Raw genomic sequence first — 24,636 nt, 5'->3', positions numbered from 1 at the left:
TTTAATAACTTGAAAAAAGTATTTCAAGACTTTTAACGTCAATTTTGCAGTATTGTTGTAATTCGGCTACAGTTCCATGTTCAATGAACTCATCTGGAATACCCAAAACAGTAATTTTTGACGCATAATTGTTCTCTGAGGCAAACTCAAGAATTGCACTTCCAAATCCGCCTTTTACAGTACCGTCTTCTATTGTAATGATGGTTTTAAAGGTATTGAAAATGCTTTTTAATGCCTTTTCGTCTAATGGTTTAACAAACGAAAAATCGTAATGCGCAATAGTTTCTGGATGTTTCATTTTGGCTATAGCCAAAGAGACATTATTGCCAATAGTTCCATTGGATAGAACGGCTGCTTTCGAACCTTGTTTGATGCAAACACTTTTTCCAATATCTATTTTTTCATACTTCCCAAGATGTTGTGTTTGCCAATCTTGAATGACTCCGCGACCTCTCGGATAGCGAATGGCTATAGGGTGATCTAATCCTAATTGAGCAGTATATAAAATATTTTGCAACGCTATTTCATTTATTGGGGCATAAACAATCATGTTAGGAATGCAACGCAAATAGGCCAAATCGAAAACACCGTGATGTGTTGCGCCGTCTTCTCCGACTAAACCGGCTCTATCCAAACAAAAAATCACTTGAAGATTTTGCAAAGCCACATCGTGGATTATTTGGTCGTATGCTCTTTGTAAAAAAGTGGAATAAATGTTACAATAAACGATCATTCCTTGTGTTGCCATTCCGGCGGCTAAAGTCACGGCATGCTGTTCTGCAATTCCTACGTCAAAAGCACGTTTTGGAAAGGCATCCATCATGAATTTCAGTGAGCTTCCGGACGGCATCGCTGGTGTGATTCCTATTATTTTTTCATTTTTTTTAGCTAAATCCAATACGGTCAAGCCAAAAACATCCTGATATTTTGGAGGTAGATTTTCTTCTGATTTAATGTGAATTTCTCCTGTTAAAGCGTCAAATTTTCCGGGAGCATGGTATTTCACCTGATCGTCCTCAGCTTGTTGAAGACCTTTCCCTTTTGTGGTAATGATATGAAGAAATTTTGGTCCTTTTGTTTTTTGCAAACGTTTCAGTTCTTTGATAACGGCAAAAATATCATGGCCGTCAATAGGCCCCGAATAATCAAAATTCAAGGATTTAATCATGTTATTTTGCCTCGGATTTTTCCCTTCTTTCACTGCAGTGAGGTATTGTTTCAAAGCACCCACGCTTGGATCAATCCCGATGGCGTTATCATTAAGAATTACTAATAAATTAGCATCAGTAACTCCGGCGTGATTTAGTCCTTCAAAAGCCATTCCTGAAGCGATCGATGCGTCGCCGATTACTGCAATGTGCTGTTTGTTGAAATCACCTTTCAAATTAGAAGCAATTGCCATTCCTAGCGCTGCTGAAATAGAAGTAGAGGAGTGGCCTACGCCAAAAGCATCGTAAATACTCTCACTTCTTTTTGGGAAACCAGAAATACCACCGAGTTGACGATTGGTATGAAAATTTTCTCTTCGGCCGGTGAGTATTTTATGTCCGTAGGCTTGATGACCTACGTCCCAAATTAATAAATCATTTGGGGTATCAAAAACATAATGCAAGGCAATTGTCAATTCGATGACTCCTAAGCTTGCGCCAAGATGACCTTCTTTTACAGCCACAATATCGATAATGAAATCGCGTAATTCTTGGGCAACTTGAGGAAGTTGGGCTTCGTCAAGCAAGCGTAAATCGGTTGGGTTATTGATGTTTGAAAGTAAATTATCTGACATAAAGCAAAGGTACGATTTGAAATTGTATTTTTACAGTCGATAAAAAAAGTTGTTTCACAAAGAATTTAAATTTGCGAATTTGCGGTCCTATATTATGATAAATCCTTTCACCGACGAATATTTTATGAAAAAGGCTTTGCAGGAAGCCGAAATGGCTTTTGAAAAAGGCGAAATTCCTGTTGGCGCCCTAATTGTAATTGATAATAAGGTCATTGCCAGAAGTCATAATTTGACTGAATTACTTCATGATGTTACGGCTCACGCCGAAATGCAATCCATCACTGCAGCAGCGAATTATCTTGGCGGGAAATATTTAATAGGCTGTACACTATATGTCACACTGGAACCTTGCCAGATGTGTGCAGGCGCTTTGTACTGGAGTCAAATTTCGAAAATTGTATATGGAGCCAGCGATGAGAATCGCGGTTTTGTAAAAATGGGAACTCAATTGCATCCTAAAACTACGGTTGTGAAAGGTGTTTTGGCAAATGAAGCTTCGGAGTTGATGAAGCGATTTTTTGTCGAGAGGAGGAAGTGATACTATAAACGAATGCCTTAGCCCAGATAGTAGCGGCATCCTTTTTCTGACTTCTTTAGCCAGGAAAAGATATAGCGGATAGCTGGATTAGCTCCTAAAAACAAATAAATTATAAATTACAGATTGCCTCGAAAAATCTCACAATGACGCACAAAAAAACTCCCCAATTTCTTGAGGAGTTTGTAATTTATTCTATGACAGCATTTTCTTTTTTGTCGTAGAAATGATATTCTAAATACGTGTAAGCATCACGAGGTATAATTTTCACCCATTTTTTATGTTCAAGAAACCATTTTGAACGTAATGATGGAAAACCTTTGGTAAGGTATGCGGCCACAAAAGGGTGTACATTAAGCACAACATCTTTGTGGTTTTTTAACACTCTTTCCAGATCGAAAGCGATTTTATCAATGATTTGAATTGGCGCTTCAATTTCGCCGCTTTCATTGTTTGGATCTTCTTCTCTGGTTTTAATATTTACTTCAGGTCTTACTCTTTGTCTTGTAATTTGAACTAATCCAAATTTGCTCGGAGGTAAGATCTTGTGTTTTGCTTTATCATCGCTCATTTCTTCTTTCAAGAAATCGAACAACACTTTACGATTTTCAGGATTTGACATATCGATAAAATCGACTACGATGATTCCGCCCATATCACGAAGACGTAATTGTCTTGCGATTTCGGCAGCTGCAATCATATTGACTTCCATGGCTGTATCTTCCTGGTTGGTGGCTTTATTAGAACGGTTTCCGCTGTTTACGTCTATAACGTGTAGAGCTTCAGTGTGTTCGATAATAAGATACGCCCCTTTACTCATGGATACTGTTTTTCCAAAAGAAGTTTTGATTTGTCTCTCTATGTTGTATTTCTCAAAAATAGGTGTGTCTTTTGATTGATAAAACTTAACAATTGATTGTTTGGATGGTGCAATTTCTTGCAAATAATCCTTTGTTTGGTTGTACAACTCTTCGTCATCTATCTGAATACCGCTAAAGGTATCGTTGAATACATCTCTTAATATCGAAGAGGCTCTGTTGAGTTCTCCTAATACTTTTGACGGATGATGAGCAGTTGGTAATTTTTTACACATTGCAGTCCATCTGCTGAGCAGGTTCTGCAAATCTTTTTCTAATTCGGCTGTATTTTTGCCTTCGGCTACTGTGCGAACAATAACACCAAATCCTTTTGGTTTGATGGATTGTACTAATCGTTTCAAGCGTTCTTTTTCTTTTTTGTCTTCTATTTTTTGTGAAATAGAAACGCGGTCAGAAAACGGAACCAAAACTATAAATCTCCCGGCAAGAGAAAGCTCAGCGCTAATTCTTGGTCCTTTTGTAGATATAGGTTCTTTGACGACTTGTACTAAAACAGATTGATTGGAACTCAAAACATCAGTGATGGTACCATCTTTGTCTATTTCTTTTTCAAACTGAAAGTTTTTTAGGGAGAAATCTTTTAATTTACCTGCGCTTACAAGTTTTATGAATTTCAGTTGGGAAGCTAAATTAGGTCCTAAATCATGATAATGTAAAAAGGCATCTTTTTCGAAGCCTACATTTACAAAAGCAGCGTTAAGTCCGGCAACTGGTTTCCTGATTTTGGCAATAAAAATATCACCAACCTGGAAGTTGCTTTTTTCTTCTTCTTTGTGTAATTCAATTAGTTTTCCATCTTTTAATAAGGCAAAATCTACGGCTTCAGAACTAGATCGGATGATTAATTCTTTATTCACGCTGTACATTTTTATCTATTCGCCAAGGCGAACAAATGGATTAAACAATATTTTTACAGGTATTGAACCCGGGGAAAAGAAGATTTATAGAGAATAGATTAAAGAGTCTAGACTTTTGGAGTCTGTTATCTATTTTCTTTGCTCTTTCATCTTTTTTCAATTTCAATGAACTTTTAAAAAGAAAAAAGTAGTTTAAAACTACTTTTTCTTTTTGTGTCGGTTAGCTCTCGCTCTTTTTTTACGTTTGTGCGTTGCTACCTTATGTCTCTTTCTTTTTTTACCACTTGGCATGTCTTGTCGATTTTATGATTAATATTATTATTTTGCTTCGTTATTTGTTTTCACTCCTTCTACAAAAACTTTTGCAGGTTTGAATGCAGGAATGTTGTGTGCAGGAATTTTTATTGTGGTATTCTTAGAAATATTTCTTCCTGTTTTCTCAGCTCTAGTCTTCACTATAAAACTTCCAAAACCTCTTAAATAAACATTGTCTCCAGTTTCTAATGAATTTTTTACTTCATTCATAAAGGTCTCTACAGTTGCTTGTACATCTCCTTTTTCAAGACCTAATTTTTCTGAAATTTTTGCTACGATATCTGCTTTCGTCATTTTCTTTCCTATTTATAATGTTGTACTATTTTTTTGAGTTTGCAAATATAGGAATTTAAAAAACAATTATTCAAGCTAATTCATTAAATTTTAATCACATAAACTTTTACTTTTGCTAACAAATAATTAAAACATGATTTTTTCTAACTTGTTAATACAATGGTATTTACAAAATAAACGCGATTTACCTTGGAGAAATACCACTGATCCGTACCCTATTTGGCTCTCTGAAATCATGTTGCAACAAACGCGTGTGGCACAAGGAATGCCTTATTTTTTGTCTTTTACAACCGCTTTTCCCACTGTTTTTGATTTGGCGAAAGCCAATGAAGAACAGGTTTTGAAACTCTGGCAGGGATTAGGATATTATTCCAGAGCCCGAAACTTGCATAAAACTGCGCAGCATATAGCACAGGAATTATCGGGAATTTTCCCAGGTAATTATAATGACTTGTTGAAATTGAAAGGAGTAGGAGAATACACTGCGGCCGCTATTGCTTCTTTCTCTTATAAAGAACCTGTTCCGGTTGTTGATGGGAACGTGTTTCGGGTTTTGTCCCGTTATTTTGATGTGGATACGGATATTGCTCAGGCTTCCGCCAAAAAAGAATTTGCTGCTTTGGCTTTCGAACTGATGCCAAAGGATAATCCGGCAACCTTCAATCAAGCCATTATGGAGTTTGGTGCGTTGCAATGCGTTCCTAAAAGCCCGAATTGCGGTATTTGTGTTTTCAACGAAAGTTGCGCCGCTTTGCAAAAAAATAAAGTCAATCAGTTGCCTGTAAAGTCCAAAAAGCTAAAAGTTAGAAACCGATACTTTAATTATATGGTCGTTGCAGATGAAAATGATAACACTATAATTCAAAAACGAACGGACAAAGGAATTTGGCATAACTTATATGAATTCCCTTTGATCGAAACCGAAAAAGAAGAAGATTTTGATTGTGTTAGCGAAGCCGTTCAAGCGGAGTATTTTAAAGATAACACGGTCGTAAGTATGTTAGAATACAACGAAAAAAGTATCATTCATAAATTGTCACACCAGCATTTACACATCAAGTTTTGGAAAGTAAAAGTAAAAGGAACAATTGAAAACGGAATTGATGGGGAAACTTTGAGAACGTTTCCGTTCCCAATTGTGATTCATAATTTTATTGAAAAGGATTTATAGAGTTTCTAAAAAAATGTACCTTTGATGAAATACCATATTCTAAAATGAACGGAACATTAAATAAGGTTATGTTAATTGGTTTTCTTGGCGACGACATCAAAATGCATTATTTTGATGGTGGCAATTGTATCGGAAGATTTCAATTGGCCACAAACGAAGTGTACATCAACAAAACTACCAACGAAAAAATCACTTCTACGGAGTGGCATAATTTGGTAGTACGCAATAAAGCCGCGGAACTTTGTGAAAAATACCTTTCTAAAGGAGATAAAATTTACGTTGAAGGCCGCATTAAGTCTCGTCAATGGCAGTCAGAGGATGGAAGTACAAAACACACCACTGAGATTCAAGTGACTGAATTTACTTTTCTTTCCACAAAAAAAGACAGTGAAAACAACAAACAAATTCCTGCAGCTGATGTTCCGAAAAACACTAATTTTGACCCAGAAAATAATGTCTTGCCTATTAATGACTTGCCATTCTGATTGTTTAATTAATCTCAACTAATTTGGACCCAGAGCCCAGTTTATTTTTTTCTTACGCTATAGATGCTAATGTAGTTTTTGGTTTTGTAGGAATTGCCATTTTGCTGTTTTGTTCCGCATTAATTTCAGGAGCTGAAGTAGCCTTGTTTTCGTTGTTACAAAAAGACATCGACGAAATAGTACAGAAAAATAACTCTAAAGGGAAAATTATTTCAGGACTTTTAGCAAAACCCAAAAAATTGGTTGCAACGCTTCTGGTTGCGAATAATTTCATTAATATCTCCATAATACTTTTGTTTTCGGTAGTTGGAAAAACGATTTTTTCAGCAGTAACAATACCACTTTTAAAATTTATTCTAGAAGTACTAATCGCTGCTTTTTTAATTTTGTTATTCGGTCAGGTTTTGCCAAAAGTATACGCCAGCAGAAACAATATAAAATTTGCTAAATTGATTGTGTATCCAATTGCTTTTTTGGACAAATTGCTTTCGCCAATAAGTTTGCCTATGCGAGCAGCAACGATTTATTTCCACAATAAATTAGCGAAGCAAAAAACAAATTTCTCTGTTGACCAATTATCACAAGCCTTAGAATTAACAGCTTCGGACGAAACTTCTACTGAAGAGCAAAAAATTTTAGAAGGAATTGTAAGCTTTGGAAATACAGATACCAGACAAGTTATGAGTCCCAGAATCGATATTTTTGCTTTAGAAATAGACGAAACTTTTTCCGTTATTTGTCCTAAAATTATAGAAAAAGGGTATTCCAGAATTCCGGTATATCGGGACAATATAGATCAGATAGAAGGCGTTTTGTATGTTAAAGATTTGTTGCCACATATTAATACAAATGAATTTGACTGGAAATCGTTGTTGCGAGAGCCTTTCTTTGTTCCTGAAAATAAAAAATTAGATAATCTTTTAAAAGATTTTCAAAGCATGAAAAGTCATTTGGCTATCGTTGTTGATGAATATGGCGGAACATCAGGATTAGTTTCACTTGAAGACGTCATTGAAGAAATTGTTGGCGATATTAGCGATGAATTTGACGATGAACATATTAATTTTTCTCAAATTGATGAAAAAAATTACCTTTTTGAAGGGAAAATAAACCTCAAGGATTTTTATAGGATAATTGATGTCGACGAAGAATTATTTGAAATAAAAAAAGGAGAAGCTGAAACATTGGCTGGTTTTATTCTTGAGATTTTGGGAAATTTTCCAAAAAAAAATCAGAAAATATCATTCGAAAATTGTTTGTTTACAGTAGAAGCAGTAGATCAAAAACGGGTGAAGCAAATAAAAGTAACGATTGAATAAGTAAAAATGTTAAAAAAAATAATCGCTTTTTCGGCAATAATTGCAGTCTCATTGTTGGTTTTTAGTTGTAAAGATGATGTCTTGCCAAAACCTTCCAGCTATTTGCGATTGGATTATCCAGAAGCAAAATATGTAAATTTCGAAAACGAATGTCCTTTTGCGTTCGAAATGAATTCAGAGGCCGTTATCAAAAAAGAGACGGATTGTGGGTTTACGATAACATACCCTAAAATGAAAGCAACTATTTTTTTGACCTATAAACCAGTCACCAAAAATATTAATGAACTGTTGCGTGATGCTCAAAAACTGACTTTTGAGCATGTTATAAAAGCAGATGATATTCTAGAACAACCGTATTTGAATCCCGATAAAAAAGTCTATGGAATGTTTTATCAGGTAGAAGGAAATGCCGCTACAAATTCGCAGTTTTATGCCACGGACAGTACCAGACATTTTGTAACTGGCTCTGTTTATTTTTATGCAAAACCTAATTATGATTCTATTATGCCAGCAGCAAGTTATGTCAAAAATGACATGCAGCGACTAATGGAGACCTTAAAGTGGAAATAACAAGGATAAAGATTTACCAAAATATTGCTTAACAATAAATAATCTTTAACAACATATAAGACATTTAAGTGCAAATAAGCCCGTGAATACTAAATTCCGAGCTTTCTAAAAGGACCTTCAATGACTTATATGTTAAAAAAAAGCATCCCCAGTAAGAGAATGCTTTGCAGTAAAAAATGTGAAAGTCAATTTACGACTTCATCTTCAAAACTTTATACGTTTTACCATCGGCAGCAGCTTCGACAACTGTTGTCAGTTTTTCTGGTGTTTGAACTGTTTTGTCAAAAGTTACTGTGGCTAATTTTGTATCAAAATCTACCGTTGCTTTTTGGACACCATCTAGTGCGGTCAAATCTTCTTGAATAGTTTTGGCGCAGCCTACAGCGCATGTCATTCCTTCTACAGAGAAACTCGCTGTTTGAAGATTAGCAGCAGCAATTTCTTTTTTAACTTTTGGAGCTTCTGTAATTGCAGTTTCTTTTGCAGCCATCTCTGTTTCTTTTTCCTTACAGCCTACAAATAAAACACTGGTAAGTACTATCGTTACGATTGATTTTTTGATATTCATTATGAAGTATATTTTAAAGATTAAAAGCGTTTTTGTATTTCGCAAAATTAATTAAAAAAAGAAGGACTAATTCATAAAATAATTACAATTTTGGGGCAAAATTATTTTTATGGAATCAAAGCAATTAAAATGGGTATACTTAATGGTTCTTGCCTTGGTTTGGGGAAGTTCATTTATACTGATAAAAAAAGGATTAATCGGTTTAACAGCTTTACAATTGGGATCGTTGCGAATTATTTTTGCAGCTGTTTTTTTATTGTTGATCGGGTTCAAAAGTTTGTCTAAAATTCCGGTACATAAATGGAAATACATTGCCTTAACTTCTATGTTTGGGACATTTATTCCGGCTTATTTGTTTGCGATTGCCCAAACCGAAATTGATAGTTCTGTTAGTTCTATTTTGAATTCGCTTACTCCTTTGAATACATTAATTCTGGGTGCATTAGTTTTTGGATTGCAGTTTAAAAGAAATCAGATTTTTGGGATTCTAATTGGTTTAATAGGAAGCGCTTTGTTGATTTTGAATGGTGCTATTCATCATCCGGAACAAAATTATTATTATGCTATTTTGGTTTTAATAGCTTCTATATGTTATGCAATAAATGTAAATTTAATCAAAAAATATTTGCATGATTTGAGTCCATTGAGCATTACTACCGGGAATTTTATGGTGTTGTTTTTTCCGGCATCCCTAATCTTATTTTTCTCTGGATTTTTCGAAGTGGTGCACGATGTTAAGGTGCAGGAAGCGGTTTTATTTATAATGGTTCTTGGGGTTGTAGGAACCGGAATTGCGAATATTCTATTTTTTAAATTGATCCAAATGTCTTCACCTGTTTTTGCTACTTCGGTAACGTATTTGATTCCCGTTGTTGCTTTTTGCTGGGGGTTATTAGACAATGAAATGTTGACGCCGGTTCAGTTTTTTGGCGCTTTTATTGTTTTAATTGGCGTGTATTTATCAGCTAAGAAATAGGTTCAATAATAGTATTAAACGATGAAGGCTGCCTAAAAAGACAGCCTTTGATTATTTATTCAAGATTTGATTATAGAAAATCAGCATCCGAAACACCTTCGTTGATTTTTACATCAGACATTTTTATGTCCAATTCAAAACCTACATTTTGGATGATATTAAAAGGAACTTTAACTCCTTTTACTTCTTTGTAATCTGCATAATTTGTAGTTTGTGTGATGCTTTGACCACCTTGTTCTACCACTTTAGATTCTGCTAATTTTAAACCAGAAACTACATCATAATATAGAGTAGTTTTACCGTTCTTAACGGCATAAGCGTCTTTTCCATTAATTGACTCGATAGTTTCTAGTGTTAAACCTTGTTTTTTAGAAAGAGATAATTCTTCAAAAGGTGTTGCAGCTGCTCTCATGTCTGTTAGCATCGTTCCTTCGATGTTCTGACGTTGCCCTTGCTGCATTACATAAGCTCCTTTTTCATTTACTACTTGTTTCATTAAGCTCATAGTTCCCATGGCTAATTCAACCATAAGCTTTCCTTTGGCATCAATTTTAGAAGTAAAATTTAATGGAGAAGGTGCTTGTGGAATTGTTGTAGTTCCGGTCATTGCGATTGTTTTTACTTCTAATGCTGCTTTTTCGCCGCCAATAGCTTTGATGTAATTGTCAATAACGCTTTTTGCAGTAACTCCAGCTGGAACCGATTTTTTGAATTCTGGTTTAGTTGTTGGGTTTCCGTATTTATCAAAGTATAATACCGGGAATTTTAATTTTTCTAAACTAGGAGCTACATCAGCTGCTTTTCCTACAATTATAATTCTGCTATTGTCAGCCAAGAAATATTTGTTCGCAACTCTCAAAATATCATCTGCTGTTACAGCACTGATGTTTTTAATGTAGTTTTCGTAGAAGTCAGCTGGTAAACTTTGTGTTTGAATTCTCAAAGCATATCCTGCTACCGTTTGTGGTTTTTCAATTTGCATTACAAATCGTCCAATGTATCCTGCTTTTACGCTGGCTAACATTTCATCAGTCACTTTCTCTGTTCTGATTTTTTTGAATTCTTTAAAAATCTCAACAACTGTACTGTCTGTTACAGCATTACGAACTTGTGTAGAAGCATTAAAAGTAGAAACGCGTTTGTCTCCGTAAATGCTAGTTCTAGCACCATACGTCCATCCATGAGCTTCTCTTAAGTTCATATTAATATAACTGTTAAAGTCACCTCCAAGGATTTGATTCGCAACCAAAACTGCGAAGTAATCAGGATCAGTCATTTTAAGATTTGACATATTCACAACTGCAACTTCTGATTGAACTGCATTTGGCATGTCAATAAAGTTGATTTGTGTAGCGGGAACATCTTTTGGATCGCTGAAAGAAATAGAAGGAGCGCTTGCTTTTTTCCATGAACCAAATAATTTCTCTACCATTTTCTTTGTTTCGCTGAATTTCACATCACCCACAATAATTAGGTAAGCATTACTTGGAACAAAATAAGTATTGTAATTCGCTTTTACATCAGCAAGAGTTACGTTTTTCAAAGTAGCTTCGCTTACATATTCTCCAGCAGGATGGTTTTTTCCATAAGTCAAAACATCTACAACTCTTGCTGCTACTGCTGAAACGCTTTTTTCATTGGCTTTTAAGCCTTCAATAAGTTTTGTTTTCTCTTTGTCAAATTCCTCTTGTGTGAAGTTTGGGTTTAATGCGCCGTCAGCCATTAATTCTAAAACTCTTCCAGAATATTTAGATAATGCACTTGCTGATGCACCGTTCGAACTAAAATTGATGTTGGCACCTAAAAAATCCACTTCTTCATTGAAAGCTGCTTTCGAAATTTTTGTGGTACCGCTTCCAATTAAAGTACTGGTCATGTCAGCTACTCCTTTTTTGTCGCCTTCAGCATACGGATCATTGTCTAAAGTAAGGCTGAATGCGACTCTTGGTAATTTATGGTTTTCAACGACCATAACTTTCAAGCCATTTTTTAATTCAAAGGTTACCGGTTTTCCAATTTTTATCGTTGGAGCGACTCCGGGTTTTGGCTGAGGGATGATTTGTCCTTGCATGATTACTGTTAAGAACAAGCTTGATAAAATTAATATTGATTTTTTCATAATGATATATCTTAGTTTTGAGCTTTGTCTTTAGATGGAACATAATCCAAAACTAATCTTTGATTTGGATTTAAATATTTCTTGGCAATATCTCTGATTTCCTCACGAGTGATAGAATGGTAGATTTCGATTTCGGTGTTGATTAAGTTTACATCACCGTATAACAAATGATAAGAAGCCAAGTTGTCAGCAATACCGTCAATAGTTGAGTTGCTGTTTACATATTGGTTTTCGAATTTGTTTTGTAATTTTTGTAAATCTTTTTCAGAAATCAATTCTGTTTGTAGTTTTACGATCTCCAAGTCAATTTCGGCAAGAATATTCTCAGCAGTGTTTGGAGCTTGTGGCAAACCGTAAATGATGTAGCTTCCGTAATCTTCTTGGTTGTTGCTAAAAGCACCAATCTGTAAAGCCATTTTTTTGTCATCTACTATTTTCTTGTATAATCTTGAGCTTTTTCCATCACTTAAAATAGAAGAAATCATATCCAAAACTCTTGCGTCTCTGGTTTTCATAGACGGAGTTCTGTACGCTGCTACGATTGCAGGGATTTGGATATTAGCATCTTCAAATTTAGCTTTTATGGTTTGAGTAATTGGCTCTTCAACAAATGTCTCTCTTTTGATAGCAGCACCTTTTTTGATAGGGCCAAAATATTTTTGGATCCATTCTTTAGCTTGTTCATTTTTGAAATCACCAGCAACAATTAAAACAGCATTGTTAGGAATGTAAAATTTCTTATTGAAAGCTTGGAACTCTTCTAATGTAGCGGCATCTAAATGGCTCATAGAACCAATAGTTGCCCAACGGTACGGGTGTTTTGTGAAAATATTCTTTTTTACTTCCGCTAAAAAGTTCCCATAAGGCTGATTGTCAACACGAAGTCTTTTTTCTTCCTTTACCACTTCGTTTTGAGTATCAACACCAATTTGATTGATTACCGGGTGTAACATTCTTTCTGCTTCCATCCATAAACCTAATTCTAAGTTGTTAGAAGGGAAAACTTCATAATAATAGGTTCTGTCATCAGTAGTGTTGGCATTATTTACACCACCGTTTCCAGTTACAATCTTAAACCACTCACCGCGTTTGATATTTTCGGTTCCTTCAAATAATAAATGTTCAAAAAAGTGAGCAAAACCAGTTCTCTCTGGATTTTCGTCCTTGGCGCCCACATGGTACATCACAGATGTAATAACGGTAGGAGCAGATGGGTCGTTGTGCAAAATCACATGCAAGCCATTGTCTAATTTGTATTCCTCAAAAGCTACTTTTTGCGCAGAAGCGACTCCTCCTAGCATAAACAAAGCACCTAAAGCCATTAATGAATTTTTCATAAGGTTAATAATTTTGTTAATATGTATTGTTAGTAGTGTTTTTATATTTTTGTTACATCAAAACTACTTCGGTGTGGGAAATTTAACACTAGTTCATCATGCTTTTTGGTAGAGTTGGTTCAAAAGCCTAACAAATAAGGAATTCGGGCGTAAAAAATATTTTTTTTCTTCAACAAATTGCGAGGTAAATATTTAATTGTATATTTGCAACCTTAAAAATTATTAAAACAATTCAGTATGTATGCAATCGTAGAGATAGCAGGGCAACAATTCAAAGTAAGCAAAGACTTAAAGGTTTATGTTAACCGTTTGACTAATGAAGAAGGTTCAAAAGTTTCTTTTGACAAAGTTCTTTTATTAGATGATAACGGAACTATCACTTTAGGCGCCCCAGCTATAGAAGGTGCTTCAGTAGAAGCTAAAGTGTTACAACACTTAAAAGGAGATAAAGTTATCGTTTTCAAAAAGAAAAGAAGAAAAGGATACAAAAAGAGAAACGGTCACAGACAATATCTTACTCAAATTGTAATTGAAGGTATTACTGGTGTTGGTGCTAAAAAAGCGGCTCCTAAAAAAGCAGCAGCTGAAGCAACTACAGAAGAAGTTGAAGCTCCTAAGAAAAAGGTAGCTAAAGCTAAAAAAGAAGATACTCAAGAATAATAACAAAATAAAACTAATACGTCATGGCTCACAAGAAAGGTGTCGGTAGTTCTAAGAATGGTAGAGAATCAGAATCAAAACGTTTAGGCGTTAAGATATTTGGTGGTCAAGCTGCTATTGCTGGGAACATCATCGTAAGACAAAGAGGTTCAAAACATAATCCAGGTGCAAATGTTTACATAAGTAAAGATCACACACTACACGCAAGAGTAGATGGAGTTGTTTTCTTCCAAAAGAAAAGAGATAACAAATCTTATGTTTCTATACTTCCATTTGAAGTTGAAGCATAATTGATTTTCTCAATTATTATAAAAACCCGTTTCGATAAAAATCGAGACGGGTTTTTTGTTTCCTCACTCATCCCGAAGTCTCCGGACTCTCCGAAGGAGAGGGAGACGAAAAGGAGAAATTGATGGGTTTTATTTTTAGATTAAAAAAGCTCCTAAACTTTTGAAGTCTCGGAGCTTTGATGTTGCATATTTATAAGATGCTTGCGAAGTCAGAAGACTTCGAACAGCTACGCTTTAATATTTTTTTTGATTCATACTTAATTCGGTCTGCTCCCAGCTTAAATTTTTTATTTCGGAAGAAGAACAGGTTTCTAATTCATTCAGAACTTTACAAATAGCTTTATATCTCAAAGAATAAATAAAATTGTCCGGGTCTTTTATCGAAATTCTACTAAGTTCAGCATTACACCTTTTTATTAATTCAATTTCAGATCTTATTTGATCATATTCATAAATACTACATATTACTTCTAAGCATCTTTGAATGTTACTAGACTGGCTTAAATCTGCGCCCTTTATTGATTGGTAAAATGTATTATTTGCTTTTTTGTGCTGATCGAGTAAAATTATATTTGTCTTGTTAATAAATTTTAATTTATTATATTTATATAATTCAGTTTTAATAATATCAAACCCTTTATCATATCTTGCTTGCATAGTCCCATACACATTTTGCATATATGAATAATCCGGTTGATAAGGCTCGTATGAATTATTATTGAATTTATAATCATATTCAAAAAATATTAATAATACACTAACCCTTTCACTCGATAGAAAAGATGCACTTTGCGCTTTTATGCTATTCATTGTTAAACTTAGAATAATTATTAGAATTAAATTTATTTTAATGTATTTCATAATTTAGGGTTTGTTTTTATTACTATTAGCAATTGTAAATCACATTTAACAAATTATTGATTACCATGATATCATGTATTTCTTTGTTGGATAACCATGCAGATGTTGTTTTAAATTTTCAATGATTTCAACTTTAAACCCTCTGGTAATCAAATACAATGGATAATCATAAAGATTTATTTCTGCCAGTCCTCCATCTTGATTCAAATATATTCTATAATATAATTTTTCAATTTCATTCAAAGTTAAGCTTTTATTAATCCCCGTTAGGGAGTAAACAAAATCTATGCTTATTAAGTTTTTCCCTTCTTCAGCTGCTTCAATTATTTTCTGATTTAAACTTTTATATGATTCTTGATATGGAAATCTAAATTCGCTAAGATCAATAGACTGCTTTGATTTTTTACATATCTCTTGTATTTGCACTAAGTTAATGTCAAACATATTTTAAATTTTTCTAGTTGATACAAATTTATATATGACTACTCTGATTTGCAATCCGGGGCAGCAAATTTTTGTTCTTCTGCTAATTTACACTAAATAATCACAAATATATCCTCTTAATTTTTAATTACTTTACGGAAAACCGTAAAGTAATTTTATTTTTAAACAAATGTAATTCAACAGATTTGACAGGTTTTTAAAATCTGTCAAATCTAAAATGGTTAAATACCAAAAAAAACCTCACATTTCTGCAAGGGTTTTAAATCTGAAATTATAAATCGCTAATCAGCAATCTAAAATCTAATATCTGTAATATTCTGGTTTGAATGAACCTTCAACAGGAACTCCAAGATAATCAAACTTGGTCAAATCCGGCTGAGTAGTTACATCCTCTAATTAGACGGATTGAATGAAAATCCCACACTAAAAAACAATCGCACTTTGTCAATATTGTTTATCCATGAAGTGTCAAAATGAATAGGCCCTAAAATCGATTGATAGGAAATTGCGGCTCCTCCTGACATCAACAAACTGGTTTCTTTATTGTCGTCCCAATTTCCCTTTGTATTAGAGACGTCAGCTATGTATTCGTTAAAGTTTCCAAAGCCAACGGATGCAATATTGAAATGCGGAGTCAGATAAAATTTACCTAACGGATTTAATTGTACGCCCAATTTAACAGACATAAATTGAGTAACGCTCAGCTCGTCCTCATGTAGTCCCGGGAATGCAAAACGACTACTGCCAGAACTTGGAATAAAGCCTCCAAGGAAATATTTTGCAGCATAGCCATAATTAGAAAAAGAGCCGTCATTACCCGTTGGCTTGTCTTGAAATATAAAATTAGCATCAAATCCTATTATACCAGTAATCTTCTTTTTTAATTGTAATCTTTTTTCAAATGCGAATCCTACTTTAGTGAAGCTATTTGTTGACCCCGAAAAATCGGTTGAATCCGTCTCTGTAAAAGATATGTTAATGTCATTGCGCAGTGATCGATTTATATTTGCTTTTAAGATTGTTCCATTTGTCGCAAAAAAAACTTTATCCATCCCGTTGCGTGAATAATGTGCGCTTACTTCTAAATTGCCAAAATTATAGTTATTTAGAGATAATACATTATCATTTATACCGGGATCATTTTTAGGTTTGACAACGGTGTAACTATAGTTTAATCCAAATCCAAGATAACTGTTCAGTGAATTCAAATTTCGATTTACTTCATTATTGAATTCGAAACCATTGTACCGCATATTATCTACCGATTTTCCATCTATGAAGATTTCCTGCTGTAAGAATGCACCATACAGTTCCGTTCCCCACCACCAGTCTTTCTTTTTTCCGAAATTTTTCTGAAAATCTATTCTTACTTTTGGTTGTTCTGCAATATCTGCAGTAGCAATAAGACGGGAAGATTCAGCCAGAACGTTCCTTGCATTATAGTTAAGAATTAATCCAACTCCTCTATAAGTGTCGTAATGCACGGATGCATTAACTTGGTTTTTAGAAAATTCTAATCCGTTTATCACCAATCCTAATTTATCTTTGTCGTGAACGAAATAACTGTAGGTAATCTGGTTAAAAAGATTTGTTCCCATAGCACCATTTATACATGCGGTTAAATCTTTAGTATTATACTTTGTATGTGTTTTTATATTTGTCCGAGCAATAACGAGAGGAAGATTTTCCTTGCTGATATTTTTATAAACGATAGTGTCGATGACAAATTCGCTTGAAACAGCTGGCAATTCATGGGTTCGTTGTTTGAATCCTTTTAATTTTTCTGCCAATGCCGCTAACGTATTTAGATTAAGATTGGTTGCAATTTGACCATCTTTGTAAATTTCGTTGCTTTTTGCAAAATCAGATGTAGAAAATCTCAAGTTAGGCAAGTGATCTACTAGAATGTCACATAGTTTGCGATTTTCTGGGTCTTTGATATTACTGGGAAACATACTCGTTTGCATTAGCACAGACACGAAGTTATCTAATTTATCTATCGGTTCCATTCCCCCGCCTACGTCACTACCAATTATGATGTCGGCGCCCATTTTTTTTGCAATATCAGTTGGAAAATTATTCATTACACCTCCATCAACCAACAGCGTTTTTTCGTAAGGCATGGTTTTAAAAACCGCGGGTAATGACATACTCGATCTCATGGCAAACGCTAAATTCCCTTTACTAAGAATTACTTCCCTACCATATACAACATCTGTAGCCATTGCTCTAAATGGAATGGCTAGTTTATCAAAGTCAGTTACATTATAAACAGGAAAAGTCAGTTCTGTAAGAAATTCTCTTAAATATTGATCATTTAATAAAGAACTTACGCTTGTCGGCTTACCGTCCTTAATTCCTATTCCAACCAAATATCTCTCAAACTCACTTTTTTCTTCCACGCTGACACTTTTCAAAGACATACTTCTTCCTAAGAGTTTGTCCCAATCGATGTTTTTGGCTATTTTTTGAATACTGTCACCAGAGTACCCCATAGCATACATTCCTCCTATAACGCTTCCCATACTGTTTCCTACGATAAGGTCAGGCACAATATGCAAGGAATCTAAAGCTTGTAAAAGCGGTATATGTGCTATCCCTTTGGCACCACCACCACTTAATACCAAAACCACTTTAGGTTTTTTTTCCTGGGCGAAAACAATTTGAGTAAGCGATAATGAAATTATTAAGACGAATAGATAAGCTGTTTTTCCCAAAAGTAGTAGAATTTAATATTTAGAAACAGGAGCAGTATTTTGCTTCTTGAAAAATGTTAATTGATATGCAAACATAGTATATTTTTTCACAGTTCATGTGGTTGATCAAGGCACATTTCGTAAGAAATACTTATATAGCACTGTCTTTCAGATTAAAAAACAAAAAACCCTTGCTCCCGAAACTTCGGGACTGCAAGGGTTCTAAATCTGAAATCATAAATCGCTGATCAGCAATCTAAAATCTAGTATCTGTAATATTCTGGTTTGAATGGACCTTCAACTGGAACACCAATATAATCAGCTTGGTCTACACGTAAAGTCTCTAATTCAACACCTAATTTAGCTAAGTGTAACATTGCTACTTTCTCATCTAAGTGTTTTGGTAACATGTATACGTCATTGTTGTATGCCGCGCTGTTTTTCCACAATTCGATTTGAGCAAGAGTTTGGTTTGTAAATGAGTTACTCATTACAAAACTTGGGTGACCTGTAGCACAACCAAGGTTTACTAAACGACCTTCAGCCAAAACGATAATATCATTTCCAGCAATTGTATATTTGTCAACTTGTGGTTTGATTTCGATTTTTGATGCACCGTGGTTTATATTCAACCAAGCCATATCAATTTCGTTATCAAAATGCCCGATGTTACAAACGATAGTTTTGTCTTTCATTTTTTCGAAATGAGAACCTAAAACGATATCTTTATTTCCAGTAGTAGTAATGATAATATCAGCTGTTGCGATAACTGTATCTAATTTTTTTACTTCAAAACCGTCCATTGCAGCTTGTAAAGCACAAATTGGGTCAATTTCAGTAACCGTAACAATAGAGCCAGCACCTCTAAAAGAAGCTGCAGTTCCTTTACCTACATCACCGTAACCACAAACGATTACTCTTTTTGCAGCAAGCATAATATCAGTTGCACGACGAACCGCATCAACTGCTGATTCTTTACAACCGTATTTGTTGTCAAATTTAGATTTAGTAACCGAGTCATTAACATTTATAGCTGGCATTGGTAATGTTCCTGCTTTTACTCTTTCATATAATCTGTGAACTCCAGTTGTAGTTTCTTCAGATAATCCTTTGATTCCTGCAACTAATTCAGGGTAACGGTCAATAACCATATTGGTCAAATCTCCACCATCATCAAGAATCATGTTCAATGGTTTTCTGTCTTCACCAAAGAATAATGTTTGCTCGATACACCAGTCAAAATCTTCTTCGTTTAAACCTTTCCAAGCATAAACCTGAATTCCGGCAGCAGCAATCGCAGCAGCAGCTTGATCTTGAGTAGAAAAAATGTTACAAGAAGACCAAGTAACTTCAGCACCAAGAGCGATTAAAGTTTCAATCAAAACCGCAGTTTGGATTGTCATGTGCAAACATCCTGCAATACGAGCGCCAGCAAGTGGTTGTTCATTTTTATATTCCGCACGAAGCGCCATTAAACCTGGCATTTCAGCTTCAGCTAATTCAATTTCTTTTCTTCCCCAAGCCGCTAGAGAAATGTCTTTTACTTTGAAAGCCACAAAAGGCATAGTTGTAGTACTCATTTATAGTATATTTGTAATTGTAAATTTTTTGCAAATTTACGTAATAACTTTAGAATTTAACTGTTTTCTAAAAGAATTATGAATTGTTTAATTCGCTAATCTTTTGAACATTAACTAAATAATTTCTTGAAGCTGAACTTGTTTCAGTTTCAGGAGCTATTTCCCGTTATTCGCTATATCTTTTTACACGCAAAAAAGCGTGAAAAAAGGATGCCGCTACTACCGGGGCTAAAAATCAAGATCATAACACGATGCCACTTTTTAAAACGATACATATTAATTCTAGAACTCAAATTCTCGTTTGGAAAGTAACCGAATCCTATGCGGAATTATTAGAACAAATGGTCTTAAACGATAGTAATCGCATTCGCCTTGACGGAATGAAATCGGAGATGCACCAACGCGCTTTTCTTAGCGTGCGCAAATTATTGCAACAAGCCGGTTACACTGATTTTGATTTGTATTATGATGTTTTTGGAAAACCACATTTAAACCATGGAAAATTCATTTCCATAACGCATTCTCATGAGTTTTCCGCCATTATTATCAGTGACGAAACCGTAGGAATCGACATCGAATTGCAACGAGACAAAATCACTCGAATTGCCGATAAATTCTGTGATTCGGAATTTCAGTTTTTGGATTTGGATAGTGACGAATACATTCGAAAACTGACCGTTATTTGGGGTATTAAAGAAGCTGTTTTCAAAATTAGAAATGAAAAAGGAATCAGTTTCAAAAACCATATAAGTGTCTGCGATTTTGAATTAGAAAGTAAACAAACTATCGCTGAACTTCATTTTGATAATTTAGTAAAAAATTTCAAGATTCATTTTGAAGAAATAGAAGGATTTACCTTAGTTTATGCCTTCGAAAATTAAAACAAACCGCAAATTTGCGAATTAGCGGTAAAACTTATGAAGAACAACCTATACAGCCAAATAATAAAAGCCAAAACTAATAACAAAAAATTATTGGCTATCCTTCTTGATCCTGATAAAATTGATTTGAACACTGTGGCGGGACTAATTTCAAAAATAGATCAATCGCCGGCAACGCATATTTTCATAGGCGGAAGCCAGGTTACAACAAATATTCAAGACGAATTGATTATACAAATCAAGCAAAATTGTGATTTACCCATTTTTCTTTTCCCCGGAAACCCATCCCAGATTTCAGATAAAGCCGATGCGATTTTGTTTTTGTCATTAATCTCTGGTCGAAATCCGGATTTTCTGATTGAACATCAGGTAAAAGCAGCTCCTATTTTAAAGAAAACTCAACTCGAAGTCATTTCTACAGGATATATTTTGATTGAAAGCGGAACTGAAACCGCAGTAGAGAGAGTGAGTAAGACCAAACCTTTAAATAGAAATAATCTTGATTTAGCATTGGCTACGGCACAAGCAGGTGAAATGTTAGGCAATAAGTTGATTTATCTTGAAGCGGGAAGTGGTGCTAAACAAGCTGTGCCGCTGGAAATGATTGCATTAGTTGCTCAAAATATTGAAATTCCGTTACTTGTTGGTGGCGGAATTGTAGATTTGCAGGGAATTCAAAACGCTTATGATTCCGGAGCCGATTTAGTAATTATAGGAACCGCTTTTGAAAATGATAATAACTTTTTTAACGCATAATTAAATGATTGATTATTTTTTTTCGCAGTACAGCGAATACCCAACATTAGATATTATATTGGAAATTGTTGCTGTCATTTTCGGATTATTGAGCGTTTGGTACGCTAAAAAAGATAATATTTTGGTTTTTCCAACCGGATTAGTAAGTACTTCCATATTTGTGTATTTGCTTTGGAAATGGACTTTATGGGGCGATATGATGATCAACGGCTATTATTTTGTGATGAGTATTTATGGCTGGTACCATTGGACTCGGAAAAAAGGAGATACTGAAGAATTCCCAATTTCAAAAATTTCGAGTTCTGAAAAACGAATTGCGATAATTCTTTTTATATTTACCGTCGCCTTTGTGTTTTCGGTATATCATTATTTCGGAAAATTCACCACTTGGTATGCATATGTAGATACATTTATTACAGGAATTTTCTTTGTAGGAATGTGGCTCATGGCCAAAAGAAAAGTAGAGAATTGGATATTTTGGATTGTTGGAGATGTAATTTCCATTCCATTGTATTTTGCAAAAGGCTATACTTTTACCAGTTTTCAATATATAGTATTTACAGTAGTTGCCATTTTTGGCTATTTAGAATGGAAGAAAATCTCAGACAGCTCTCCAACGGAGCCACAAAAATAATAAAAATAGCTTTATTTGGTCCTGAAAGCACTGGCAAAACTACATTGGCCAGACAGCTTGCGGAATACTATAAAACCGAATGGGTTCCAGAATTTGCACGCGATTATCTTCAGGAAAAATGGGATTCCAGCCAGCAAATATGTACTGTTGATGACATGCTGCCGATTGCTTATGGTCAAACTAAATTAGAAAACGAGAGAACACTGATTGCCAATAAATATCTTTTTTGTGATACTAATTTAATGGTGACCAAGGTTTTTTCTGAAGTGTATTATAACTATTGTGACCCTTTGTTACATGAAGCGGCTTGCGAACATGAATATGATTTGTTTTTTCTGACTGATATTGATGTGCCTTGGGAAAGAGATGATTTAAGAGACAAAGCGGACGGAAGAGAATCTGTTTTTGCGGTTTTTAAGCAATCTTTAATCGATAATAATAAGCCATTTATAACACTTTCTGGAGACAAGGATTTGCGGCTTAAAAAAGCAGTTGCAATTATTGAAGATTTGACTTTGGCCAGAGAATTAGGGTTTTCGTCAAGTGATTTTATATATATTCAGGAATATGGGATCCCAATTGCAACTATTCAAAAGCAACTGGATTTTTTTAAAAATGGAATTCCAAAAGCAGATTTAGTCAGTCCGGCAACGTTGTCAAATGGTATTTTGAAATTATCTGAGAAAGATTTTCAAGAGAAAGCCAGTTATTTTGATGCGAATAAATCAGGTCTCAAATTAAACAAATTTGTTCCAGCATCTGGAGCGGCGAGTAGAATGTTTAAGTTTTTAACAGAATTTCTCAATGAATTTGATGTTGAAAACGAATCAATTAATGCTTATATTAATCGAAAAAAAGCGAGTAAACTGTCCATTTTTATTGTGGGAATGGAGAAGTTTCCTTTTTTTGAAGCAATAGATAAGCAATTGAAAGCTGAATTTGCCGATTTTGATACTTTGGACCGAAGTTTTAAAAATTACTATTTCATAAAATTAATGCTTTCATCGGATTATTTTGATTTTGCAAATCAACCCAAAGGGATTCTTCCTTTTCACAAATATAAAACCCATATTGTAACTCCAGTTGAAGAACATTTGCGGGAATGTGCGCATTATTCAAGTGCTAATAATGGCTCTGATTTACATTTTACGGTTTCAGAATCGCATCAAAAATATTTTGAAGATATTGTTGATTCAGTTAAATCTAAAATTGAAAAGGAATCAGTTGTAGAAATAAATGTGAGCTATTCGTATCAAAACAAAACCACTGACACGCTTGCAGTCACTATGAAAAACAAGCCGTTCCGGGATGAAGATGGACAATTAGTTTTCAGGCCAGGAGGTCATGGCGCTTTGATTGAGAATTTGAATAATTTGGAAGCTGATATTGTTTTTATAAAAAATATTGATAACGTCATCCAAAACAATGTAGAGAAAATTTCTTTGTACAAAAGAGGATTGGCTGGAATTTTGTTGGAAATTCAACAACAGGTTTTTAGTTATTTAAACGCTTTGGATGCTGCATCGATTGAACCCGAGTTGATAGATGAAATCATTCTTTTTTTAAAGGACAAATTAAATATAATAATGAATGATGGCTTTCATTCCGAAAATTTGGAAAGTAAAGTCACAGAGGTAAGAGCTATTTTAAACAGACCAATACGTGTTTGTGGAATGGTGAAAAATGAAGGTGAACCTGGCGGAGGTCCATTTTGGGTACGCAATGATCAAGGTGCGGTTTCCTTACAAATTGTAGAAAGTTCCCAAGTTGATTTAAATAATGACAATCAAAAAATAATTCTGAATGCTGCCACCCATTTTAATCCAGTTGATTTAGTTTGTAGCATTAAAAATTATAAAAAAGAGAAATTTGATCTGACTCAGTTTGTTGATTACAACAGTGGTTTTATTGTAGAGAAAAATGTAGCAGGCAAAAGTATCAAAGGATATGAGTTACCTGGTTTATGGAACGGCGCTATGGCAAATTGGCTGACTGTGTTTGTTCAGGTGCCGTTGATTACTTTTAATCCGGTAAAAACAGTGAATGATTTATTGAAACCTGCACACCAGTCATGAAAATTTAACTGCAATGGAAATTGAAAAAATCATATCCGAATTAAGTTTTAAAGCCGTCCGTAGCAGTGGATCCGGTGGTCAGAACGTAAATAAAGTTTCCTCGAAAGTGGTATTGAGTTTTGATTTGAAAAATTCTCAGGCTTTAACTGAAGAAGAGAAACTTTTGGTTGAAACCAAATTATCTTCCAGATTGACTACTGATGCTATTTTAATTTTGAACTGTGATGAAGACCGCAGTCAATTTAGAAATAAAGAAATTGTAATTAAACGATTTTTGGAACTGATAAAAAATGCATTATTTGTTCCAAAAGAAAGAAAGCCCACCAGAATCCCTAAATCAGTAATTAGAAAGCGAATAAAGGATAAAAAGACTGTTTCCGAAATTAAAAAAACACGCAGAAAACCTGATTTTTAAAATTTATTCCAATTCATAATTTATAATTCACAATTTATAATTAGTTTTGCGCTGTCTCAAAGGGGTGCTCTAAATAACGAGCTGAGATTATACCCAACGAACCTGAACAGGTAATGCTGTTAAGGGAAAAAATGACA

23 protein-coding genes are annotated in these 24,636 nt (G+C 34.4%); 13 read left to right on the top strand and 10 right to left on the bottom strand.

Annotation, left to right across the window (positions count from 1 at the left end; translation table 11 throughout):
• Position 1 precedes the first annotated feature (1 nt).
• Positions 2–1,783, bottom strand: coding sequence for a 1-deoxy-D-xylulose-5-phosphate synthase (locus tag DR980_RS04605; protein WP_113634080.1), 1,782 nt, complete (start codon positions 1,781–1,783; stop codon positions 2–4).
• 94 nt (positions 1,784–1,877) lie between these two features.
• Here DR980_RS04605 and DR980_RS04600 point away from each other — a divergent pair, with 94 nt between their 5' ends.
• On the top strand, positions 1,878–2,321 hold the full coding sequence (locus DR980_RS04600; protein WP_113634079.1) for a nucleoside deaminase: 444 nt from the start codon (positions 1,878–1,880) through the stop codon (positions 2,319–2,321).
• A 187-nt stretch (positions 2,322–2,508) separates the two neighbouring features.
• Here the strand turns inward: DR980_RS04600 and DR980_RS04595 are convergent, their stop codons facing one another.
• Both DR980_RS04595 and DR980_RS04590 read right to left on the bottom strand, forming a co-directional pair.
• A complete protein-coding gene (locus DR980_RS04595) occupies positions 2,509–4,053 on the bottom strand; it encodes an Rne/Rng family ribonuclease (RefSeq protein ID WP_113634220.1) in 1,545 nt (514 codons plus the stop codon).
• 318 nt (positions 4,054–4,371) lie between these two features.
• Positions 4,372–4,662 (bottom strand): HU family DNA-binding protein, encoded by a 291-nt coding sequence (locus DR980_RS04590; protein ID WP_066080765.1) that lies wholly within the window; start codon positions 4,660–4,662, stop codon positions 4,372–4,374.
• Positions 4,663–4,795: 133 nt separating this feature from the next.
• On the opposite strand from DR980_RS04590, the gene mutY reads away from it, so the two are divergent.
• From mutY to gldD, 4 genes are read left to right on the top strand one after another with little or no spacing between them, the layout of a single operon-like run.
• On the top strand, positions 4,796–5,833 hold the full coding sequence (gene mutY, locus DR980_RS04585) for an A/G-specific adenine glycosylase (RefSeq protein WP_113634078.1): 1,038 nt from the start codon (positions 4,796–4,798) through the stop codon (positions 5,831–5,833).
• Positions 5,834–5,877: 44 nt separating this feature from the next.
• Positions 5,878–6,318 (top strand): single-stranded DNA-binding protein, encoded by a 441-nt coding sequence (locus DR980_RS04580; protein WP_113634077.1) that lies wholly within the window; start codon positions 5,878–5,880, stop codon positions 6,316–6,318.
• A gap of 23 nt (positions 6,319–6,341) precedes the next feature.
• Positions 6,342–7,637, top strand: a complete 1,296-nt coding sequence (locus DR980_RS04575; RefSeq protein ID WP_113634076.1) for a gliding motility-associated protein GldE — start codon at positions 6,342–6,344, stop codon at positions 7,635–7,637.
• 6 nt (positions 7,638–7,643) lie between these two features.
• Entirely contained in the window at positions 7,644–8,207 is a 564-nt protein-coding gene (gene gldD, locus DR980_RS04570; RefSeq protein ID WP_113634075.1) for a gliding motility lipoprotein GldD, read from the top strand.
• Between the two features lie 190 nt (positions 8,208–8,397).
• Here gldD and DR980_RS04565 read toward each other — a convergent pair whose 3' ends face one another.
• Positions 8,398–8,775, bottom strand: coding sequence for a heavy-metal-associated domain-containing protein (locus DR980_RS04565; RefSeq protein WP_113634074.1), 378 nt, complete (start codon positions 8,773–8,775; stop codon positions 8,398–8,400).
• A gap of 109 nt (positions 8,776–8,884) precedes the next feature.
• Between DR980_RS04565 and DR980_RS04560 the strand changes: the two genes are divergently transcribed.
• Positions 8,885–9,751, top strand: coding sequence for a DMT family transporter (locus DR980_RS04560; protein ID WP_113634073.1), 867 nt, complete (start codon positions 8,885–8,887; stop codon positions 9,749–9,751).
• 70 nt (positions 9,752–9,821) lie between these two features.
• Here DR980_RS04560 and DR980_RS04555 read toward each other — a convergent pair whose 3' ends face one another.
• A complete protein-coding gene (locus DR980_RS04555; protein WP_244199257.1) occupies positions 9,822–11,870 on the bottom strand; it encodes an insulinase family protein in 2,049 nt (682 codons plus the stop codon).
• Between the two features lie 11 nt (positions 11,871–11,881).
• The gene (locus DR980_RS04550; protein ID WP_113634071.1) at positions 11,882–13,207 is read right to left on the bottom strand and encodes a M16 family metallopeptidase; all 1,326 of its coding nucleotides are present in this window, start codon (positions 13,205–13,207) and stop codon (positions 11,882–11,884) included.
• 237 nt (positions 13,208–13,444) lie between these two features.
• Between DR980_RS04550 and rplU the strand changes: the two genes are divergently transcribed.
• Together rplU and rpmA are read left to right on the top strand one after the other, a co-directional pair.
• Positions 13,445–13,867, top strand: coding sequence for a 50S ribosomal protein L21 (rplU, locus tag DR980_RS04545; protein WP_091259317.1), 423 nt, complete (start codon positions 13,445–13,447; stop codon positions 13,865–13,867).
• A 23-nt stretch (positions 13,868–13,890) separates the two neighbouring features.
• Positions 13,891–14,157 (top strand): 50S ribosomal protein L27, encoded by a 267-nt coding sequence (gene rpmA / locus DR980_RS04540; protein ID WP_086453627.1) that lies wholly within the window; start codon positions 13,891–13,893, stop codon positions 14,155–14,157.
• Positions 14,158–14,391: 234 nt separating this feature from the next.
• Here rpmA and DR980_RS04535 read toward each other — a convergent pair whose 3' ends face one another.
• The 4 genes from DR980_RS04535 to ahcY all read right to left on the bottom strand — a co-directional run bounded on the left by DR980_RS04535 (position 14,392) and on the right by ahcY (position 19,738).
• Positions 14,392–15,018 (bottom strand): hypothetical protein, encoded by a 627-nt coding sequence (locus DR980_RS04535; RefSeq protein ID WP_113634070.1) that lies wholly within the window; start codon positions 15,016–15,018, stop codon positions 14,392–14,394.
• 60 nt (positions 15,019–15,078) lie between these two features.
• Positions 15,079–15,462, bottom strand: a complete 384-nt coding sequence (locus tag DR980_RS04530; RefSeq protein ID WP_113634069.1) for a hypothetical protein — start codon at positions 15,460–15,462, stop codon at positions 15,079–15,081.
• Positions 15,463–15,854: 392 nt separating this feature from the next.
• Positions 15,855–18,179, bottom strand: coding sequence for a patatin-like phospholipase family protein (locus DR980_RS04525; protein WP_113634068.1), 2,325 nt, complete (start codon positions 18,177–18,179; stop codon positions 15,855–15,857).
• Positions 18,180–18,421: 242 nt separating this feature from the next.
• On the bottom strand, positions 18,422–19,738 hold the full coding sequence (gene ahcY, locus DR980_RS04520; RefSeq protein WP_113634067.1) for an adenosylhomocysteinase: 1,317 nt from the start codon (positions 19,736–19,738) through the stop codon (positions 18,422–18,424).
• Between the two features lie 251 nt (positions 19,739–19,989).
• Here ahcY and DR980_RS04515 point away from each other — a divergent pair, with 251 nt between their 5' ends.
• Genes DR980_RS04515 through arfB form a run of 5 tightly spaced genes read left to right on the top strand, consistent with a single transcriptional unit; the run spans position 19,990 to position 24,499 of the window.
• Positions 19,990–20,619 carry a 4'-phosphopantetheinyl transferase family protein gene (locus DR980_RS04515; protein WP_113634066.1) on the top strand — a complete coding sequence of 210 codons (630 nt, stop codon included), beginning with the start codon at positions 19,990–19,992 and terminating at the stop codon, positions 20,617–20,619.
• A 36-nt stretch (positions 20,620–20,655) separates the two neighbouring features.
• On the top strand, positions 20,656–21,375 hold the full coding sequence (locus DR980_RS04510; RefSeq protein ID WP_113634065.1) for a geranylgeranylglyceryl/heptaprenylglyceryl phosphate synthase: 720 nt from the start codon (positions 20,656–20,658) through the stop codon (positions 21,373–21,375).
• A 4-nt stretch (positions 21,376–21,379) separates the two neighbouring features.
• On the top strand, positions 21,380–22,009 hold the full coding sequence (gene pnuC, locus DR980_RS04505; protein WP_113634064.1) for a nicotinamide riboside transporter PnuC: 630 nt from the start codon (positions 21,380–21,382) through the stop codon (positions 22,007–22,009).
• A complete protein-coding gene (locus DR980_RS04500) occupies positions 21,964–24,084 on the top strand; it encodes a DUF4301 family protein (RefSeq protein ID WP_113634063.1) in 2,121 nt (706 codons plus the stop codon). The genes pnuC and DR980_RS04500 overlap by 46 nt, the downstream gene beginning before the upstream one ends.
• A 13-nt stretch (positions 24,085–24,097) precedes the next feature.
• Positions 24,098–24,499 carry an alternative ribosome rescue aminoacyl-tRNA hydrolase ArfB gene (gene arfB, locus DR980_RS04495; RefSeq protein WP_113634062.1) on the top strand — a complete coding sequence of 134 codons (402 nt, stop codon included), beginning with the start codon at positions 24,098–24,100 and terminating at the stop codon, positions 24,497–24,499.
• Positions 24,500–24,636: the final 137 nt, after the last annotated feature.

Source organism: Flavobacterium psychrolimnae (assembly GCF_003312425.1).
GTDB classification, from domain to species: Bacteria; Bacteroidota; Bacteroidia; order Flavobacteriales; family Flavobacteriaceae; genus Flavobacterium; species Flavobacterium psychrolimnae.
This window is presented reverse-complemented; position numbering and strand designations above follow the sequence as displayed.